Here is a 19,042-nt window from a genome sequence, read left to right as displayed (position 1 = left end):
GGGGATTATTTTAGCGATAACGACTTACAGCAGGTCGAAACGGTCCAGGTTCATCACTTTCACCCATGCCGCGACAAAGTCCTTCACAAACTTCACGTGCGCATCGCTACCGGCATACACTTCCGCCAGCGCACGCAGCACCGCGTGAGAACCAAACACCAGGTCTGCACGGGACGCGGTGTATTTCACTTCACCACTCTGACGATCGCGACCTTCAAACTGTTCGTTTGACTCATCAACCGGTTTCCATTCGTGACGCATATCCAGCAGGTTAACGAAGAAGTCATTGCTGAGTACGCCCGGGCGTTCGGTAAAGACGCCGTGCTTACTGCCATCGAAGTTCGCGCCAAGAACGCGCAGTCCCCCCACCAGCACGGTCATTTCCGGTGCGGTCAGGGTCAACTGCTGCGCTTTATCGATCAGCAAAGACTCTGTTGGTGCCACGCCAGGCTCACCACGATAGTTACGGAAACCATCAGCGACAGGTTTGAGCAGTTCAAACATCTCAATGTCGGTTTGATCCTGACTTGCGTCCACACGGCCCGGGGTGAACGGAACGTGAATACTGACCCCTGCGGCGCTGGCGGCTTGTTCAACCCCTACAACACCTGCCAGAACAATGATATCAGCCAGGGAGGCTTTACCGGAATCACGCTGGATTTTTTCCAGAACCGGCAATGCACGTACGGCAATCGCATTGACATCCCAGCCGCGCTGCGGCGCTAATGCCAGACGCGCACCGTTCGCCCCACCGCGTTTGTCACCACCACGGAAAGTAGAGGCAGAGGCCCATGCGACTGAAACCAGTTCACTCACCGACAGTCCGGAATCCGCAATCGCAGATTTCAGTTTCAGGATGTCTTCTTCTGTCGGATGGAAGGTCGGACGCGGCAGCGGATCCTGCCAGATTAAATCTTCTTTTGGTACTTCCGGTCCGATGTAACGCGCTTTTGGCCCCATATCGCGGTGCGTCAGTTTAAACCACGCACGGGCAAAGGCTTCGTTAAAGGCCTGCGGATCGTTCAGGAAACGACGGGAAATTTTCTCAAATTCCGGATCAAAGCGCAGCGTCAGGTCGGTGACCAGCATGGTGGGCTTACGTTTTTTCGACGGATCGAACGGATCAGGAATGATTTCCGGAGCATCGACCGCTTCAAACTGGATTGCGCCAGCCGGGCTGCGTGTCTGCACCCATTCATATTTGAACAGGTTCTCGAAGAAGTAGTTGCTCCACTGCGTTGGAGTTTGCGTCCAGACCACTTCCAGTCCGGAAGTAATGGCATCGGCGCCTACACCACTGCCAAAATCACTTTTCCAGCCTAACCCCTGGTTTTCAAGCGGCGCGACTTCCGGATCCGGGCCGACATGCGTCGCCGGACCTGCACCGTGGGTTTTGCCCAGAGTGTGACCGCCCGCAATCAGCGCGACGGTTTCTTCATCGTTCATTCCCATGTTGCCAAAGGTTGCACGAATCGCTGAGGCCGCAGAAAGAGGTTCACCGCTGGCGTTAGGGCCTTCCGGGTTAACGTAGATAAGCCCCATCTCGGTTGCCGCTAAAGGACGTTTTGCCAGTTCTTCCGGGTCGCGATGCGCAAGCCATGTTTTCTCATCGCCCCAGTTCACATCCATATCCGGTTCCCAGACGTCTTCGCGGCCCGCACCAAAACCAAAGGTACGGAACCCCGAATTTTCCAGTGCGACGTTACCCGCCAGAATAAACAGATCGGCCCAGGAAATTTTTTGTCCGTATTTTTGCTTAATAGGCCACAGCAGACGACGCGCCTTGTCGAGGCTCACGTTATCCGGCCAGGAGTTCAGAGGAGCAAAACGCTGTTGACCACGACCCGCACCGCCACGTCCATCAACAGAACGGTAAGTACCAGCCCCGTGCCAGGCCATGCGGATAAACAGACCGGCGTATGTTCCCCAGTCGGCAGGCCACCACGGTTGAGATTCGGTGAGCAGCGCTCTGAGGTCGCCTTTCAGGGCGGAATAATCTAATTTGCTGAATTCTTTACGGTAATCGAACTCTTCACCTAACGGGTTCGAACGACTGGAGTGTTGATTTAACAGGTCGACGCGGAGCTGATTTGGCCACCAGTCACGGCTGGTGGTTCCTGCTCCAGCGCTCTGATCGTGGCCGCCCTGGTGGAAAGGACATTTTCCGGCGGGCGTCGGGTTATGAATATCGTCTGGCGTGCTCATCTATATGCTCCCTTTACAGTGTTTACATTACGATATACACCTACAGAGATAAGATATAGTCGAAATAATCCACAGATTCGATAGCCAGTGCCTTTTATATTTTTCGTTACAGAGATGTAGATCAAAATGAGGTGTAAAAAAACCCTCCGCAGAGGGTCTGGGCATTTATAAACCCGGTCTGACACCGAGCGTGTGACAAATCGCGAAACTCATTTCAGCGCGGTTAAGTGTATAGAAGTGAAAATCTTTTACCCCTTCCCGGCTTAAAATTTTCACCATGTCCATGGCGATATTCGCCCCCACCAGCTTGCGGGTTTCCGCGTCATCGTCGAGGCCGTTAAACATTTGTGACATCCACGCCGGGATACGAACGTTGGTCATATCAGCAAACTTCTTCGCCTGCTTAAAGTTCGAGACCGGCAGAATACCCGGAATGATTTCCACATCAATACCCGCAGAGACGCAGCGGTCGCGAAAACGCAGGTAGCTTTCGACGTCAAAGAAGAATTGAGTGATGGCGCGATTTGCACCGGCATCCACTTTACGTTTCAGATTGAGCAGATCCGCCTGCGCGCTTTTTGCCTCCGGGTGGACTTCCGGATAAGCGGCGACAGAGATATCAAAATCAGCCACCTCTTTAAGCAGGCTCACGAGGTCCGCGGCGTACATTTCTGGTTTACCACTACCGGCAGGCAGATCGCCGCGCAGCGCAACAATGTGGCGAATACCGTTATTCCAGTAATCCTGGGCGATGGTGCGCAGTTCGTCACGCGTGGCGTCAATACAGGTAAGATGCGGTGCAGCTTCCAGACCCGTACGATCTTTAATACCTTTAATAATGCTGTGCGTGCGGTCGCGCTCGCCAGAGTTCGCGCCATAAGTCACCGAAACAAACTTCGGCTTCAGGCTGCTCAGGCGATCGATAGAGTTCCACAGGGTTTGCTCCATTTCACTGGTGCGCGGCGGGAAAAACTCGAACGAAACGTTAATCTGACCCTGGACTTCCGCCAGGCTCTGATTCAGGGCTTCCCGCTGGTTGGCGTGAAAAAAGCTCATACCTTACCTCATCAATCACTTGTCATTATATGTTGTGTTGTGAACATCTATCCGTTTAGACGTCCAGATGTAAAAATGACGGAAAAGCGGGATGACGTCAACTGAAAAATCACTGTTGATGGTGAGGAAAAATCAGGGAAGATGAAAAATTTTCACGTCAGGCGGAAATATCAGCAGTCAGCGTCATGTTTTTAAGCCACTGCAAGCGCGTAGCGTTCTCTGGCAACATCACTAGCCCTGCATGCAGACGTAACGCATCGTCACCTAACGGGCGAAACACCACGCCCTGACGCTGAATCGCGGCAAACGAGGCGGGAAGTAAGCTCAGACCGTCGCCATGGGCAATGCGTGCAAGCAGAACGTCATGCTCCAGCGGCTCCTCAAGACATGCAGGTGTGTAACCGACCCGGCGAAAGTGCTCCCGGGTGTAGTCAAAGAAGGCGGGATTGCGCTCCCGGTTAAACCAGAACAGCGGCCGCGCATTGAGTGACGCCAGCAGAAGGGATGCTCTGTGCGATTCTGCCCAGAGAGCAGGCAATGAGGCAATCAGCGGTTCCTGCCAGTCAAGCGGTGTTACAGCAACTCCCGCCGTTTCCAGCGGCAACGCCACCACGGCGGCATCCAGTTTTCCGCGCCGGACCTGACGCACCAGCTCAGGCGAACTTTGGCGCACAATCCGTAGTGACTCGACCTGGCTATTCACCTGCGTTTCCAGCGAAGCAAAGATCCCCTGCTCAAAGGCTGTCGTTAAGCCCAGCCGCAGCGACCTCACACCGTCTTGTGCCAACTGACTCAGGGCTGCGTAAGTTTTATCCTGCAGTTCCAGTAGCGGACGCACCAGCTCCAGCACGCGAGCGCCCTCATCCGTTAGCATCAGGCCTTTGGTATGACGAACAAAAAGCCTTACCCCCAGCCGTTCTTCAAGCTGGCGAATATGGCGGCTAAGCGGTGGCTGCGACATAAACAGTCGCTGCGCCGCCCGGCTCATGTTGTTCTCTTCCGCCACTACCGCAAAGTAGCGCAGCAGGCGGATATCCAGAGAGTGCAGAGGGGGTGTTGTCATACCGAAAAGGTATCACGGAAACGGTATTATCCAAATGATTCCGCCCGCCCTATCCTCACGCCATACATGACACAAACGAGGAAAACACCATGCATTCGGAACGTTTTATTACCGGTCAAAACATGTTGCAGCAGGTCGATGGCAAAGGCGGCGATGCCGTCGTTGAGAGCCTGAAGGACATTGCTCCCGACTTCGTCCGTTATCTGATTGAGTTTCCTTTTGGCGACATCTATTCCCGGCCTGGGCTGGATTTACGCGGTCGGGAAATCGCTACCGTTGCCGCCTTAACCGCACTGGGCAACGCCGCACCGCAGCTCAAGGTTCACATTGCAGCCGCGCTGCATGTCGGGTTAACGCAGGAGGAGATTATTGAGGTGATAATGCAGATGGCAGTATATGCAGGCTTTCCAGCCGCGTTAAACGGCCTGTTCGCCGCCAAAGAGGTGTTTGCCGGCCGGTAACGCGCCGGCCAGCATGATTGACGAACCGTAGGCCGGATAAGCGCAGCGCCATCCGGCAAAAAACTACAACAGTTGCGCCAGACGATTGATATCCGACTGAATCGCCCCGGCGGTCACGTCGCGACCCGCGCCGGGTCCACGAATGACCAGCGGGTTATCGCGATACCAGCGGCTTTCAATGGCAAAGACGTTATCGCACGGCAGCAGCGCCGCCAGCGGGTGCTCCGGACGCACCGCTTCCACGCCAACGCGCGCTTTACCGTTGGCGTCAAAACGCGCCACGTAACGCAGTACCAGTCCCATTTCCCGGGCTGCTTCCAGACGTTGCACCATCTGGTCGTTCAGTTCATCCCCATTTTCAAAGAAATGGTCGATGGACCCCTCTTCACAGTGTGCAGGAACCAGTGATTCAACGCGAACCTGATCCGGCTCGATGTCGTAACCCGCTTCACGCGCCAGAATCACCAGCTTACGCATCACATCTTTACCCGACAGATCGACACGCGGATCCGGCTCCGTCAGCCCCTGCTGCCAGGCCTGATCCACCAGATCGGTGAACGGTACAGAACCGTCGAATTGCAGGAACAGCCAGGAGAGCGTGCCGGAGAAGATCCCGCTGATCGACAAAATCGTGTCGCCACTGTCGATTAAATCTCGCACGGTGTGGTTGATAGGTAACCCTGCGCCTACGGTGGCGTTATACAGCCAGTGACGCCCGGTTTTATCAAACGCATCGTGGATCTGGCGATACTTATTACTGTTGCTCGCCCCGGCCAGTTTATTGGCGCTGATTACATGGAAGCCGTGGCTGGCGAAATCGAGATACTGATCCGCCAGTTGTTCGCTGGCGGTCACATCCAGCACCACCAGGTCATCGTAGGGATGCGCACGCATCCACAGGAACAGTGACTCTTCATCCTGCTCAATGGCTTCATCATTGAAGAATGCCAGTGCGCGGCTGGCATCCAGCCCTTCGTAGTTCAGCAGGCTGCGACGGCTATCCACCACGCCTGCCAGCACAAATTCAAAACCGGTACGCGCCGAGAGGGTACTCTGCTCGCGGGCGAACAGTTCCAGCCAGCGTGAACCGATATTACCCTTACCAAAGAGCACCAGGCCAATACGTTTCTCCGCACGGAAAATCGACTGGTGCAACCCCTGAATCAGGCTCTCCGTCGGGCCGGTACGCAGAACAGCCACGAGGCTTATCCCCTCTTCCGACTGCCAGGTAAACTCCACCGGCTGCCCTTTCAGTTGCTGCCAGAAACGGTGGCAATGCAGCGGATTACGGGTGACGCCCGCTCCCACCATCGCCACCAGTGCCAGTCCCTGACGCAAACGCAGTTCGCCCGGCAAACCCGCGCCATCAAGAATGCGCAGGGCGCTGTCAGCCACTTCCGAGGTGTAGCAGAATTGCAGAAGCTGGCGATCGGTATGCACGCCAACGGCCAGCGGACGTACCTGCGCACGTTTGAGGATCTGATCGATATCTTTATGCGCCTGCTTAAAGTCCTGGCTGGCCGGAACCTGAAATTCAATCAAACAGACATCATCATGGCTGGTCACGATACGCGCGCCGGTCCCGGATGCCAGAACGCGTTCAATGCGCGTGGAGCCTTGATCCGGCGTATAACTACAGCGTAATTGCAGATCGATATCGCTGCCGGACACCGGCTGCAAGGTGCGGGCGTGCAGAACCGGCGCCGCCAGACGCGCCAGCTCACTGGCTTCATCCAGACGCAACAGCGGCAGCAGGCAGGCATCTTTGACTTTGCGCGGGTCGGCGCTGTACACCCCAGCCACATCACTCCAGATGGTAACGCGAGAGACACCCGCCAGCGCGCCAATCTGGGTGGCGGAATAGTCAGAACCGTTACGGCCCAGCAGCACCGTTTCACCCGCCTGACTGCGGCTGATAAAGCCCGTGACTACCAGACGTTTGCCCGGATGCTGGATCAGCAGTTGTTGCAGTAACGGGTAAGAAAGGCTCTCGTCCACCTGCGGCTGCGCGGCACGCTCGGCACGCAGAAATTCACGCGCATCCAGCCAGGCCGATTCCATACCTTGCTGGTTCAGCACGGCAGACATCAGACGGGCAGACCAGATTTCACCGTGGCCCACCACTTCCGCATAGACGGCGTCAGTGACGCCGCTGTCCAGCAAATTTGCCAGACGTTCCAGGTCGCTGATAAACAGGCGGGTTAAACCCTCCGCCACGTCGGTGGGAAGCAGGCCGCTAATCAGTTCACACTGATAGCGACGTAATGTTTGTTGCACCTGATGCGCAGAGAGGCGATCGGTCTGGCTTAATTTCAGCCAACTGATCAACTGGTTGGTCGTACTGCCCGCAGCGGAAACCACCATCATATCGTCAGGCCGTGAGTATTCCGCCATGATGCCCGCGACGCGCAGATAACACTTCACGTCAGCCAGGCTACTACCACCAAATTTGTGCAGTTGACGACCCTTCGCCCCTGCCTGCGCAATCACACTCATGTTTACCCCTTGTTTGCAGCCCGGAAGCCATTTTCCAGGTCGGCAATTAAATCTTCGCCATCTTCAATACCGGTGGAGATACGCAATAGCGTCTCGGAGATCCCGGCGGCGGCACGCGCCTCGGGCGCCATACCGGCATGCGTCATAGTGGCGGCGTGAGAGATTAAACTTTCCACCCCCCCTAAGGATTCCGCCAGCGTAAACAACGACAACCCGCTCAGGAAACGACGCAGCGTTTGCTCATCGCCATCCAGTTCAAAACTCAACATTGCGCCAAAACCTTTTTGCTGACGCGCGGCAATCTCATGGCCCTGATTTTCCGGCAGCGACGGATGATATAACTTTTTCACCAGCGGCTGGGTTCGCAGATAATCGACAATGGCCTGCGCATTGCGCTGCGCCACTTCCATGCGCGGCGAAAGCGTGCGCAGACCGCGCAACAGCAGGTAACTGTCAAACGCGCTACCGGTCACGCCGATATTGTTTGCCCACCATGCCAGCTCGGTGACCGTTTCCGGATCTTTTGCAATCACCACACCCGCCACCACATCAGAGTGACCATTCAGATATTTCGTGCATGAATGCAACACCAGATCGGCGCCCAATGCCAGCGGATTTTGCAGTGCCGGGCTTAAAAAAGTGTTGTCAACAACGCTCACGGCGCCTGCATCCCGCGCCAGTTGGCAGATTTTCGCAATATCCACCACGCGTAACAGCGGATTACTCGGACTTTCCACCAGCACCAGTTTCGGTTTTTCGGCCAGCGCCGCCTGCAACGCCTTTTCATCTCCCTGATCGACAAACAGTACGCGATAACATCCGCGCTTCGCCAGGCTGTCAAACAGGCGATAGCTACCGCCATAACAGTCATGCGGTGCCACCAGCAAATCACCCGGCTTCAGAAATACGGTCGTCACTAAATGGATAGCCGACATGCCCGTATTGGTCAGAACCGCCCCAGCGCCGCCTTCCAGTTCGGCCAGCGCACGCTGAACCACATCGCGCGTCGGGTTGCCGCGGCGGGAGTAATCATGAGCGCGGGGCTCATTAAAACCGGTAAAATTATAGGTGCTGGAAAGGTGAATCGGCGGAACGACGCAACCATACTGTTCGTCGTCATTTAACCCGCTACGCACTGCGATGGTGGCCTGTTTACGCGTCATGTTAGGGTGTTCCTGAGCTGAGTCGATAAAAAGTCAGGCTCCAGAGTAAACAGGTTAACAATAGACGTCAATACATCTGGACATCTAAACTTCTTTGCGTATAGATTGAGCAAACTGGAAATAGCCGTTAAAATTATCTGCATTAGCGCACAACTACAGGCGCTTTATCCGTGTCACGGTATCGCCTGTACGGTAAACTATGCGGAATTACGGCGAGTAACCATGCAAATAGTATGGCCTTGCCTCATATTAATGACGAAGAGGATTAAGGTATCTCATGGCTGAATGGAGCGGCGAATATATCAGCCCATACGCTGAGCACGGTAAGAAGAGTGAGCAAGTAAAGAAAATTACGGTTTCCATTCCTCTGAAGGTGTTAAAAATCCTCACCGATGAACGCACGCGTCGTCAGGTGAACAACCTGCGCCACGCCACCAACAGCGAGTTGCTGTGTGAAGCGTTTCTGCATGCCTTTACCGGGCAGCCCCTGCCGAACGATGCAGACCTGCGTAAAGAACGCAGTGATGAAATCCCGGAAGCGGCGAAAGAGATCATGCGGGAACTGGGGATCGACCCGGAAACGTGGGAATACTGATTTACGGACACAAAAAAAGCGCCTTTCGGCGCTTTTCTCTGACCGCGAAACTTATTTCGCGCCCGGGATGTTGAAACGCTTGTTGAAGCGGTCAACACGGCCACCGGTTGCAACATCACGCTGTTTGCCAGTGTAGAACGGGTGGCATTTACCGCACACGTCCAGGTTCAGATCGTGACCAACGGTAGAGCGAATTTTCATGACGTTACCGCAAGAACAGGTAGCAGTAATTTCTTCGTATTTCGGGTGAATATCTTTTTTCATGGGGAAACCTCAGTTTAAGGCCGCGTCGCTCTTCCAGCCCTAACGCCAGACACCACGCGATGTTGATAGTATAGTTTTGACACAATCAATTTGCATCAAAGGCGGCGAATCATACAGAAATTAGCCCGCTCATGCAAACTGATTCGTTCGTCACCCACGACTAATGTGTATACTAACCCGCCAGATTTCAAGTCAGGACGATTTATGCCCGTAGCGCACGTTGCCTTACCCGTTCCGCTTCCCCGGACCTTTGATTATCTTCTGCCGGAAGGCATGAGCGTCAAAGCGGGTTGTCGCGTGCGTGTGCCGTTTGGCAAGCAGCAGGAACGCGTCGGCATTGTGGTTTCGGTCAGCGATAAAAGCGAACTGCCCATCAATGAACTGAAGGCGGTCGTGGGCGCGCTGGATAGCGAGCCGGTCTTTTCGAATTCAGTATGGCGTCTGCTGCTTTGGGCTGCGGAGTATTACCATCACCCCATCGGCGACGTCCTGTTCCATGCGCTGCCCATCCTGCTACGCCAGGGGAAACCCGCAACCAACGCGCCAATGTGGTACTGGTTTGCCACCGAAGAAGGACAGGTTGTTGATCTCAATAGCCTGAAACGTTCCCCGAAACAGCAACAGGCGCTGGCTGCATTGCGGCAGGGAAAAATCTGGCGCGATCGGGTAGCCGACCTCGAATTCAATGATGCTGCGTTGCAGGCGCTACGTAAAAAAGGCTTATGCGAACTGGCCAGCGAAACGCCCGGCTTTAGCGACTGGCGTACGCGCTACGCCGTCAGTGGCGAACGTCTGCGGCTGAACACGGAACAGGCCACTGCCGTTGGCGCAATTCACAGCGCGTCGGACAGCTTCTCCGCCTGGCTGTTAGCAGGGGTGACGGGGTCAGGTAAAACCGAAGTTTATTTGAGCGTGCTGGAAAACGTTCTGGCGCAGGGTAAGCAGGCGCTGGTCATGGTGCCGGAAATCGGTCTGACGCCGCAAACCATCGCCCGTTTTCGTGAACGTTTTAACGCGCCAGTGGAAGTCCTGCATTCCGGTCTCAATGACAGTGAACGTCTGTCCGCCTGGCTGAAAGCGAAAAACGGTGAGGCGGCCATTGTCATCGGCACCCGCTCCTCGTTATTTACGCCGTTCAAAAATCTCGGCGTTATCGTGATCGATGAAGAACACGACAGTTCTTATAAACAGCAGGAAGGCTGGCGCTACCACGCCCGCGATCTGGCGGTGTATCGCGCCCACAGCGAGCAAATCCCGATTATCCTCGGCTCCGCCACGCCAGCGCTGGAAACGCTGTGCAATGTCCGGCAGAAAAAATACCGCCTGTTACGCCTGACGCGCCGCGCCGGGAATGCGCGTCCCGCCACCCAGCACGTGCTGGATTTAAAAGGCCAGCAGGTGCAGGCAGGACTGGCTCCCGCGCTTATCACCCGCATGCGCCAGCATTTACAGGCCGACAACCAGGTGATTTTATTCCTCAATCGCCGGGGGTTTGCCCCTGCGCTGCTGTGCCACGACTGTGGCTGGATAGCGGAATGTCCGCGTTGCGATCACTACTACACGCTGCATCAGGCACAACACCATCTGCGTTGTCACCACTGCGACAGCCAGCGCCCGGTGCCACGTCAATGTCCCTCCTGCGGCTCTACGCATATGGTGCCGGTAGGATTAGGCACCGAGCAGCTTGAACAGGCGTTGGCCCCCTTCTTCCCCGGCGTGCCCATTTCGCGTATTGACCGCGATACGACCAGCCGCAAAGGTTCGCTTGAACAGCACCTGGCAGAAGTGCATCGCGGCGGCGCGAGGATCCTGATTGGCACCCAGATGCTGGCAAAAGGGCATCACTTTCCGGATGTGACGCTGGTTGCATTACTGGATGTCGATGGCGCGTTGTTTTCGGCAGACTTCCGTTCAGCGGAGCGTTTCGCCCAGCTTTATACTCAGGTTTCCGGGCGCGCCGGACGCGCGGGTAAACAGGGGGAAGTGGTGTTGCAGACGCACCATCCGGAGCATCCGTTGCTGCAAACCTTGTTACATAAAGGCTACGACGCGTTTGCCGGGCAGGCGCTGGCCGAACGACAAACGATGCAATTGCCGCCGTGGACCAGCCACGTCATCATTCGCGCGGAAGATCATAATAATCAACAGGCGCCAATCTTTTTGCAGCAGCTACGTAATCTGATCCAGGCCAGCCCGTTGGCTGACGATAAGCTTTGGGTGCTCGGCCCGGTTCCGGCGCTGGCGCCGAAGCGCGGCGGCCGCTATCGCTGGCAGATATTGTTGCAGCATCCGTCGCGAATTCGTTTGCAGCATATTATCAGTGGTACGCTGACGCTCATCAACACGCTACCGGACTCACGCAAGGTGAAATGGGTGCTGGATGTCGATCCTATTGAGGGATAATCCTCTCACGATGCGAGGCGGATCGAAATATTCAACATCCATCACACTTTTTATGAAAATTCTGTAACCGTTTCCATTCGCTATCTGATAAAAATGTTTCCGATGTGAATTTAAACAAGGATTGTGCTGCGCCGGGTTTCCCAGGCGAGGAGAAAGAGTGAAACCGAATAAGCAGGTTGCTGCCGCTACAATGAAAGATGTTGCTATGAAGGCGAAAGTCTCAACGGCAACCGTGTCCCGCGCGCTGATGAACCCAGATAAAGTCTCCCAGTCCACCCGAAACCGGGTCGAACAGGCCGCTATGGAAGTCGGGTATTTGCCGCAGTCGGCGGGACGCAACGTTAAACGTAATGAATCGCGAACCATCCTGGTAATTGTGCCGGATATTTGCGATCCCTTCTTTAGTGAACTGATCCGTGGGATCGAAGTCACGGCTGCGAGTCATGGTTATCTGGTGCTGATCGGCGATTGCGCGCACCAGAACCAGCAGGAAAAAACGTTCGTCAATCTGATCATTACCAAGCAGATCGATGGCATGTTACTGCTGGGCTCTCGTCTGCCATTTGACGCCAGCATTGAAGAACAGCGCAATCTGCCGCCGATGGTAATGGCAAACGAATTTGCACCGGAGCTGGAACTGCCCACCGTACATATCGATAACCTGACTGCCGCCTTCAATGCCGTGAACTACCTGCATGAACTGGGACATCAGCGCATTGGTTGCATCGCCGGGCCGGAAGAGATGCCGCTGTGTCACTACCGCTTGCAAGGTTACGTGCAGGCGCTGCGTCGCAGTGGCATTGTCGTTGATCCACATTACATCGCCCGTGGGGATTTCACCTACGAAGCTGGCGGCAACGCGCTAAAACAGCTTTTTGACTTACCGCAGCCGCCCACAGCGGTGTTCTGCCATAGCGACGTCATGGCGCTTGGCGCGCTCTCGTGGGCTAAGCGTCAGGGAATCAAGGTGCCAGGTGATTTGTCGATCATTGGCTTCGATAATATCGCGTTAGCCGAATTTAGCGATCCACCGCTGACAACTGTTGCGCAACCGCGTTTTGAGATTGGCCGGGAAGCGATGCTATTGCTGCTCGACCAGATTCAGGGGCAAAATGTGAGCAGCGGCTCGCGATTGATGGACTGTGAGCTGATCCTTCGCGGTACAACGCGCGCCTTAACATAAACCTTTCAGACACGGTCTCTGGTCAAAGGCCCGCCGCTTAAGTAACATGGCGGGCTGACGAACGAATAAATACAGCGAAACGATAGTGGCACAACGAGATTATGTACGTCGCGGTCAACCGGCACCTTCGCGGCGCAAAAAGAGTACATCACGGAAAAAGCAACGCAACATGTCTGCGGTATCGCCCGCAATGGTCGCCATTGCCGCCGCTGTCCTTGTGGCCTTTATCGGTGGTCTGTACTTCATTACACATCATAAAAAAGAAGAAGCAGAAACGTTGCAGGGCCAGAAAGTGACCGGCAACGGGCTGCCGCCCAAACCGGAAGAGCGCTGGCGCTATATTAAAGAACTGGAAAGTCGCCAGCCAGGCGTACGTGCGCCTACCGAACCGTCTGCGGGTGGTGAGGTGATGAAACCGGATCAACTGACTGACGAACAGCGCCAGTTGCTTGCGCAAATGCAGGCCGATATGCGTCAGCAGCCAACGCAGCTTAACGAGGTTCCGTGGAACGAGCAGACGCCAGCACAACGTCAGCAAACGCTACAGCGTCAGGCCCAGCAGCGTCAGGCTGAGCAGCAACAGCAGCAGTGGAACACCACTCCGCCGGTTCAGCAGCCGCGTACGCAGCCACAGCAGCAAACGCGTACGGCGCAAACGGCACCGGTACAGCAGACACCAAAGCAAGCCACCCAGCAGCAGAAACCTGCCGCCACATCGCAGCCGTATCAGGATCTGTTACAGACGCCAGCGCACACAACTGCGTCTGCGCCGAAAACGCAACAGGCCGCGCCGGTTGAGCGTGTGCCAGAAGCACCGAAGCCGACAACAGAGAAGAAAGACGAACGTCGCTGGATGATACAGTGTGGTTCGTTTAAAGGCGCTGAGCAGGCAGAAACCGTGCGTGCGCAACTGGCATTCGAAGGCTTTGACTCTAAAATCACCACTAACAACGGCTGGAACCGCGTCGTTATCGGGCCGGTGAAAGGCAAAGAGAATGCCGACAGCACCATCAGCCGCCTGAAGATGGCAGGTCACACAAACTGTATTCGACTCGCCTCCGGGGGTTGAAACCCCCAAAATCCCCCCCATCTATAGTTGCATTATGCCCCGTACACTGTGCGGGGCTTGTATTCTGCATTTGTAACCAAGGGGTCTGCTCGTGACAACAATAGTAAGCGTACGCCGTAACGGCCATGTGGTTATCGCTGGCGATGGCCAGGCCACACTGGGTAATACCGTAATGAAAGGCAACGTGAAAAAAGTGCGTCGTCTGTACAACGACAAAGTCATCGCAGGCTTTGCGGGAGGTACAGCGGACGCGTTCACGTTGTTCGAACTGTTTGAGCGCAAATTAGAAATGCATCAGGGGCATCTGGTCAAAGCCGCAGTGGAACTGGCGAAAGACTGGCGTACCGATCGCATGTTGCGCAAACTCGAAGCGCTGTTGGCGGTCGCGGATGAAACCGCCTCTCTCATCATCACCGGTAACGGTGACGTCGTGCAGCCGGAAAACGATCTGATTGCCATCGGCTCCGGCGGTCCCTACGCCCAGGCTGCGGCACGCGCTCTGCTGGAAAACACCGAGCTCGGCGCTCGCGATATTGCGGAAAAAGCGTTGGATATTGCAGGGGATATCTGCATTTACACCAACCATTTCCATACCATTGAAGAATTACCCTCTAAAGCGTAAGGATCTCCCATGTCTGAAATGACCCCACGCGAAATCGTCAGCGAACTGAACAAGCACATCATCGGCCAGGATAACGCGAAGCGTTCCGTGGCGATTGCCCTACGTAACCGCTGGCGCCGCATGCAGCTTGACGAAGAGTTGCGCCATGAAGTGACACCGAAAAACATTCTGATGATCGGCCCAACCGGTGTCGGTAAAACCGAAATTGCCCGTCGTCTGGCAAAACTGGCCAACGCGCCGTTCATCAAAGTCGAAGCGACAAAATTCACCGAAGTGGGCTATGTCGGTAAAGAAGTGGATTCTATCATCCGCGATCTGACTGATGCCGCCATCAAAATGGTGCGCGTTCAGGCAATCGAGAAAAACCGTTATCGCGCAGAAGAGATGGCTGAAGAGCGCATCCTTGATGTGCTGATCCCGCCGGCCAAAAATAACTGGGGCCAGTCTGAACAGCAGTCTGAACCCTCAGCGGCGCGTCAGGCATTCCGTAAAAAACTGCGTGAAGGCCAGCTCGACGATAAAGAAATCGAGATCGATCTTGCCGCTGCGCCGATGGGTGTGGAAATCATGGCGCCTCCGGGAATGGAAGAGATGACCAGCCAGTTGCAGTCCATGTTCCAGAACCTGGGCGGGCAAAAGCAAAAAGCGCGTAAGCTGAAAATCAAAGACGCGATGAAGCTGCTGATTGAAGAAGAAGCCGCCAAGCTGGTCAATCCGGAAGAACTGAAACAGGAAGCCATCGACGCCGTTGAACAGCACGGGATCGTGTTTATCGACGAAATCGATAAAATCTGTAAGCGTGGCGAATCCTCCGGCCCGGACGTGTCCCGTGAAGGCGTACAGCGCGACCTGCTGCCGCTGGTTGAAGGCTGCACGGTTTCCACCAAGCATGGCATGGTGAAGACCGATCACATCCTGTTTATCGCCTCAGGCGCGTTCCAGATCGCCAAGCCGTCTGATTTAATCCCGGAACTGCAGGGGCGCCTGCCAATTCGTGTGGAGTTGCAGGCTCTGACCACCGGCGACTTCGAACGCATTCTGACGGAGCCGAATGCCTCTGTCACCGTGCAGTATAAAGCACTGATGGCGACCGAAGGCGTCAACATCGAATTTACTGAATCCGGTATTAAACGTATTGCGGAAGCGGCGTGGCAGGTTAACGAAACCACCGAGAACATCGGGGCTCGTCGTTTGCACACTGTACTTGAGCGTCTGATGGAAGATATTTCCTATGATGCGAGTGATTTGAACGGTCAGAACATCACAATTGATGCGGATTATGTGAGCAAACATCTGGATGCGCTGGTCGCAGATGAAGATCTAAGCCGTTTTATCCTATAATCGCGTGCAATGCATTTTCATCACTGTTGATGGGGCTGATAAGCCCCATTTTTATTGGCGCTAAATATGACTGAACAACAACAAATTAGCCGCTCTCAGGCCTGGCTGGAAAGTTTACGACCTAAGACCCTGCCGCTCGCCTTCGCGGCGATCATCGTCGGTACGGCTCTGGCGTGGTGGCAAGGATACTTTGATCCGCTGGTCGCTTTACTGGCTCTGATTACGGCGGGGCTTCTGCAAATCCTGTCGAATCTCGCGAATGATTATGGCGATGCCGTTAAGGGGAGCGACAAACCGGATCGCATTGGGCCACTGCGGGGAATGCAGAAAGGCGTGATCACCCGGCAGGAGATGAAGCGGGCGCTGATTATCACCGTCGTGCTGATCTGCCTTTCCGGTCTGGCGCTGGTCGCAGTCGCCTGTCACACTCTGACCGATTTTGTCGGTTTCCTGGTGCTGGGCGGTTTATCGATTATCGCCGCCATCACTTACACTGTGGGCAATCGCCCCTATGGTTATATTGGGCTGGGGGATATTTCCGTACTGGTCTTCTTTGGCTGGTTGAGCGTGGTGGGAAGCTGGTATTTACAGGCCCATACGCTTATTCCAGCGTTAATCCTTCCGGCTACCGCCTGTGGTTTGCTGGCAACCGCAGTGCTGAATATCAATAACCTGCGCGACATCAACAGCGATCGTGAGAACGGTAAGAATACGCTGGTGGTCCGCCTGGGCGCGCTCAACGCCCGCCGTTACCATGCCTGTCTGCTGATGGGAACGCTGGTTTGTCTGGCGTTGTTTAACCTACTTTCACTGCAAAGCCCGTGGGGATGGTTGTTCCTGTTGGCTGCGCCATTGCTGGTGAAACAGGCACGTTTCGTGATGCGCCAAATGGAGCCGTCGGCGATGCGCCCGATGCTTGAGCGCACCGTAAAAGCGGCGCTGCTAACTAACCTGCTGTTTGTCGTGGGTATCTTTTTAAGTCAGTGGGGCAGATAACTGACAAATATCAATTAACAATTGATGATTTTGCCAACAGTACACATAGCGCGATATACTAAAAATTCTCGCAGCAACTGAACGTTAAGCCTATGAAATACGATACTTCCGAGCTTTGTGACATCTATCAGGAAGATGTCAACGTCGTTGAACCGCTGTTCTCTAACTTTGGAGGACGGTCGTCGTTTGGCGGACAAATCGTCACGGTGAAATGTTTCGAGGACAACGGGTTGCTCTATGATCTGCTCGAACAAAATGGCCGTGGTCGCATTCTGCTGGTCGACGGTGGCGGTTCTGTCCGTCGTGCGCTGGTCGACGCCGAACTGGCGCGTCTGGCGGTACAGAATGAGTGGGAAGGTCTGGTCATCTATGGCGCGGTGCGTCAGGTCGACGATCTGGAAGAACTGGATATCGGCATTCAGGCAATTGCCGCGATTCCGGTCGGTGCCGCAGGTGAAGGGATTGGGGAAAGCGATGTCCGCGTCAATTTTGGCGGTGTGACGTTCTTCTCCGGCGACCATTTGTACGCCGACAACACCGGAATCATCCTCTCCGAAGACCCGCTCGACATCGAGTGATCAAAAAAGGCCGTCTGTGAAAGATGGCCTTTCTTTTATCTGTCATCAAAGCTATCGTAATAGTTAAGGCGAAGACGAACGTTTCCATTATCGACTTCCTCTGAAACAGACATAATTACATGATTATCTGGATAGTTTTCAATATATGAATCTAGTTCTTCACGCAACTTCTGAAGATTCTGTGTCTTTATCCCTGTGAATATAAGAGAATTTATTTTTTGACCACTACCCTCATCAGTTTGGCTTATAAAATACCAGTTCGCTGTTACCCTGGGAGCTGATTTTAATGGTTTCGGAGTTAAAATATAATATTCAATAAAATCACTTTGCATGTATTCTTCATTGATAAATGGCATAAGAGTAAAAAGGCAATAAAGCAACGCAAATATAATAATTAAAATGATGATAATGAGCCTATTCATATGAATACCTCACGAACAATATTTGGATCTGCTATAGGGTTTACCGTGCACATGAACGCAGGTAGATGTCCGAAATAGGGTTGATGTTTTATACTTTTATCGAGGGGATCTGGAAAAAGTAAAGGAAGAATGTTTTTGTTTTTAAACTGTCCTACTGGACCATAATAGTCCCAAATACGGTAAGCCTTTTCTTTGGAACATATATGAAGAAAAGGGGTATAATCTGCATAGTCGACAGCTTGGTAAAAGCCAAAAAGGTCTGAAACGAGATCTTCGACACTATAGCCGCTATCTGTAATGATTATATATGGCCAGAGATTTTGTAGTGTCTCAAATTGTACGGATGTACTCAAAAAAATAGATAAAGCTACACTTTTTAATAATGGTTCACTTAAACCTCTTCGCACATGAAATTTCTTGTAAATTCCTGTTGTAGTTCTCATACCAGCAATATTTGTTGACATACTTTGAAAATAATTAACCTCAAAATATCTATCATTACTACTATGAGATGTCGTCATTTGTGACCATAAGTGTTCAGCACCGCTCGGATTCGCATGCCCTAAGTCAATCCATCCCAGATTCTCTGTGTATACTAATCCATGCGTAATATCACGAGTAATAAATCTATCTGAACCATCAATGATATCGTTTCTTTTGCTCATATCGCATTCCTTGTGAGTCGCAATAAAAAGCGATTCTATTCTCACTGAAATAAAAAAGGCACCAAAAGGTGCCTTTTTTATTGATTCCCGCTGATTGCCGGATGGCGGCGCAAGCGCCTTATCCGGCCTACTCTACGGAAAGAACAGCATGAGCGATTACGAGGATTAGACTTCTTCCATACGGCCGAGCAACGCCTGCAGACGATCCTGCCAGCCGTTCTGCTGTTCTCTCAAAGACTGATTTTCGCGCTCGAGCTCTTCACGGCCATGCTGTGCAGACTGTACTTCCTGCGCCAGACTATTGTTCTTCTCTTTCAGCTCTTCAATTTCCATCTGCAACAGGGTGATGGTATCAATCGCCTGCTGTACTTTCGCTTCCAGTTTCTCAAATACTTCTAAAGACATGGTCATACTCTCCTGAATGGCAAGGCGACGCTACATGTGTACGCGCACAAAATAT

At 53.8% G+C, this 19,042-nt stretch carries 18 protein-coding genes; 9 read left to right on the top strand and 9 right to left on the bottom strand.

Annotated elements, in window-relative coordinates:
- Positions 1 to 24: 24 nt before the first annotated feature.
- The 3 genes from katG to WB371_RS16960 form a co-directional block, all read right to left on the bottom strand.
- On the bottom strand, positions 25 to 2,205 hold the full coding sequence (katG, locus tag WB371_RS16970) for a catalase/peroxidase HPI (RefSeq protein WP_336221203.1): 2,181 nt from the start codon (positions 2,203 to 2,205) through the stop codon (positions 25 to 27).
- 165 nt (positions 2,206 to 2,370) lie between these two features.
- A complete protein-coding gene (gene metF, locus WB371_RS16965; protein WP_336221202.1) occupies positions 2,371 to 3,261 on the bottom strand; it encodes a methylenetetrahydrofolate reductase in 891 nt (296 codons plus the stop codon).
- Positions 3,262 to 3,418: 157 nt separating this feature from the next.
- The gene (locus WB371_RS16960) at positions 3,419 to 4,324 is read right to left on the bottom strand and encodes a LysR family transcriptional regulator (protein ID WP_336221201.1); all 906 of its coding nucleotides are present in this window, start codon (positions 4,322 to 4,324) and stop codon (positions 3,419 to 3,421) included.
- 89 nt (positions 4,325 to 4,413) lie between these two features.
- Between WB371_RS16960 and WB371_RS16955 the strand changes: the two genes are divergently transcribed.
- On the top strand, positions 4,414 to 4,785 hold the full coding sequence (locus WB371_RS16955) for a carboxymuconolactone decarboxylase family protein (protein ID WP_336221200.1): 372 nt from the start codon (positions 4,414 to 4,416) through the stop codon (positions 4,783 to 4,785).
- 63 nt (positions 4,786 to 4,848) lie between these two features.
- On the opposite strand, the gene metL is transcribed toward WB371_RS16955, so the two are convergent.
- Together metL and metB are read right to left on the bottom strand one after the other, a co-directional pair.
- Positions 4,849 to 7,281 carry a bifunctional aspartate kinase/homoserine dehydrogenase II gene (gene metL, locus WB371_RS16950; RefSeq protein WP_336221199.1) on the bottom strand — a complete coding sequence of 811 codons (2,433 nt, stop codon included), beginning with the start codon at positions 7,279 to 7,281 and terminating at the stop codon, positions 4,849 to 4,851.
- A 2-nt stretch (positions 7,282 to 7,283) separates the two neighbouring features.
- Positions 7,284 to 8,444, bottom strand: a complete 1,161-nt coding sequence (metB, locus tag WB371_RS16945) for a cystathionine gamma-synthase (protein WP_336221198.1) — start codon at positions 8,442 to 8,444, stop codon at positions 7,284 to 7,286.
- 277 nt (positions 8,445 to 8,721) lie between these two features.
- Between metB and metJ the strand changes: the two genes are divergently transcribed.
- Entirely contained in the window at positions 8,722 to 9,039 is a 318-nt protein-coding gene (metJ, locus tag WB371_RS16940) for a met regulon transcriptional regulator MetJ (protein ID WP_042325599.1), read from the top strand.
- Between the two features lie 51 nt (positions 9,040 to 9,090).
- Here metJ and rpmE read toward each other — a convergent pair whose 3' ends face one another.
- Positions 9,091 to 9,303 (bottom strand): 50S ribosomal protein L31, encoded by a 213-nt coding sequence (rpmE, locus tag WB371_RS16935; RefSeq protein ID WP_206164585.1) that lies wholly within the window; start codon positions 9,301 to 9,303, stop codon positions 9,091 to 9,093.
- A 204-nt stretch (positions 9,304 to 9,507) separates the two neighbouring features.
- On the opposite strand from rpmE, the gene priA reads away from it, so the two are divergent.
- The 7 genes from priA (at position 9,508) to rraA (ending at position 17,495) form a co-directional block, all read left to right on the top strand.
- A complete protein-coding gene (priA, locus tag WB371_RS16930) occupies positions 9,508 to 11,706 on the top strand; it encodes a primosomal protein N' (protein WP_336221197.1) in 2,199 nt (732 codons plus the stop codon).
- A gap of 157 nt (positions 11,707 to 11,863) precedes the next feature.
- Positions 11,864 to 12,889 (top strand): DNA-binding transcriptional regulator CytR, encoded by a 1,026-nt coding sequence (gene cytR / locus WB371_RS16925; protein ID WP_336221196.1) that lies wholly within the window; start codon positions 11,864 to 11,866, stop codon positions 12,887 to 12,889.
- Between the two features lie 85 nt (positions 12,890 to 12,974).
- Positions 12,975 to 13,958, top strand: a complete 984-nt coding sequence (gene ftsN / locus WB371_RS16920; protein WP_336221195.1) for a cell division protein FtsN — start codon at positions 12,975 to 12,977, stop codon at positions 13,956 to 13,958.
- Between the two features lie 91 nt (positions 13,959 to 14,049).
- Positions 14,050 to 14,580, top strand: coding sequence for an ATP-dependent protease subunit HslV (gene hslV / locus WB371_RS16915; protein ID WP_015966504.1), 531 nt, complete (start codon positions 14,050 to 14,052; stop codon positions 14,578 to 14,580).
- 9 nt (positions 14,581 to 14,589) lie between these two features.
- Complete coding sequence (hslU, locus tag WB371_RS16910; RefSeq protein WP_336221194.1) at positions 14,590 to 15,921, top strand: HslU--HslV peptidase ATPase subunit; 1,332 nt, start codon at positions 14,590 to 14,592, stop codon at positions 15,919 to 15,921.
- Positions 15,922 to 15,987: 66 nt separating this feature from the next.
- Complete coding sequence (gene menA / locus WB371_RS16905; RefSeq protein ID WP_336221193.1) at positions 15,988 to 16,917, top strand: 1,4-dihydroxy-2-naphthoate polyprenyltransferase; 930 nt, start codon at positions 15,988 to 15,990, stop codon at positions 16,915 to 16,917.
- 92 nt (positions 16,918 to 17,009) lie between these two features.
- Entirely contained in the window at positions 17,010 to 17,495 is a 486-nt protein-coding gene (gene rraA / locus WB371_RS16900; protein ID WP_042998924.1) for a ribonuclease E activity regulator RraA, read from the top strand.
- A gap of 35 nt (positions 17,496 to 17,530) precedes the next feature.
- Here rraA and WB371_RS16895 read toward each other — a convergent pair whose 3' ends face one another.
- From WB371_RS16895 to zapB, 3 genes are all read right to left on the bottom strand, one after another.
- Positions 17,531 to 17,917 (bottom strand): hypothetical protein, encoded by a 387-nt coding sequence (locus WB371_RS16895; protein ID WP_336221191.1) that lies wholly within the window; start codon positions 17,915 to 17,917, stop codon positions 17,531 to 17,533.
- On the bottom strand, positions 17,914 to 18,582 hold the full coding sequence (locus tag WB371_RS16890) for a hypothetical protein (protein WP_336221190.1): 669 nt from the start codon (positions 18,580 to 18,582) through the stop codon (positions 17,914 to 17,916). Before WB371_RS16890 ends, WB371_RS16895 begins: the two co-directional genes overlap by 4 nt.
- 165 nt (positions 18,583 to 18,747) lie before the next feature.
- Positions 18,748 to 18,993: a septal ring assembly protein ZapB gene (gene zapB / locus WB371_RS16885; RefSeq protein ID WP_336221189.1), complete on the bottom strand. Its 246-nt coding sequence runs from the start codon at positions 18,991 to 18,993 to the stop codon at positions 18,748 to 18,750.
- Between the last annotated feature and the right edge of the window lie 49 nt (positions 18,994 to 19,042).

Source organism: Citrobacter amalonaticus (genome assembly GCF_037053465.1).
Classification (GTDB): domain Bacteria; phylum Pseudomonadota; class Gammaproteobacteria; order Enterobacterales; family Enterobacteriaceae; genus Citrobacter_A; species Citrobacter_A amalonaticus_H.
Note: the sequence above shows the minus strand (reverse complement) of the source record. Positions and strands in the feature narration are given on the sequence as shown.

Bases quoted from the DNA above. Each gene is read 5' to 3' on its own strand.
- katG (WP_336221203.1), bottom strand. From the start codon at position 2,205: ATGAGCACGCCAGACGATATTCATAACCCGACGCCCGCCGGAAAATGT.
- metF (WP_336221202.1), bottom strand. From the start codon at position 3,261: ATGAGCTTTTTTCACGCCAACCAGCGGGAAGCCCTGAATCAGAGCCTG.
- WB371_RS16960 (WP_336221201.1), bottom strand. From the start codon at position 4,324: ATGACAACACCCCCTCTGCACTCTCTGGATATCCGCCTGCTGCGCTAC.
- WB371_RS16955 (WP_336221200.1), top strand. From the start codon at position 4,414: ATGCATTCGGAACGTTTTATTACCGGTCAAAACATGTTGCAGCAGGTC.
- metL (WP_336221199.1), bottom strand. From the start codon at position 7,281: ATGAGTGTGATTGCGCAGGCAGGGGCGAAGGGTCGTCAACTGCACAAA.
- metB (WP_336221198.1), bottom strand. From the start codon at position 8,444: ATGACGCGTAAACAGGCCACCATCGCAGTGCGTAGCGGGTTAAATGAC.
- metJ (WP_042325599.1), top strand. From the start codon at position 8,722: ATGGCTGAATGGAGCGGCGAATATATCAGCCCATACGCTGAGCACGGT.
- rpmE (WP_206164585.1), bottom strand. From the start codon at position 9,303: ATGAAAAAAGATATTCACCCGAAATACGAAGAAATTACTGCTACCTGT.
- priA (WP_336221197.1), top strand. From the start codon at position 9,508: ATGCCCGTAGCGCACGTTGCCTTACCCGTTCCGCTTCCCCGGACCTTT.
- hslU (WP_336221194.1), top strand. From the start codon at position 14,590: ATGTCTGAAATGACCCCACGCGAAATCGTCAGCGAACTGAACAAGCAC.
- menA (WP_336221193.1), top strand. From the start codon at position 15,988: ATGACTGAACAACAACAAATTAGCCGCTCTCAGGCCTGGCTGGAAAGT.
- rraA (WP_042998924.1), top strand. From the start codon at position 17,010: ATGAAATACGATACTTCCGAGCTTTGTGACATCTATCAGGAAGATGTC.
- WB371_RS16895 (WP_336221191.1), bottom strand. From the start codon at position 17,917: ATGAATAGGCTCATTATCATCATTTTAATTATTATATTTGCGTTGCTT.
- WB371_RS16890 (WP_336221190.1), bottom strand. From the start codon at position 18,582: ATGAGCAAAAGAAACGATATCATTGATGGTTCAGATAGATTTATTACT.
- zapB (WP_336221189.1), bottom strand. From the start codon at position 18,993: ATGACCATGTCTTTAGAAGTATTTGAGAAACTGGAAGCGAAAGTACAG.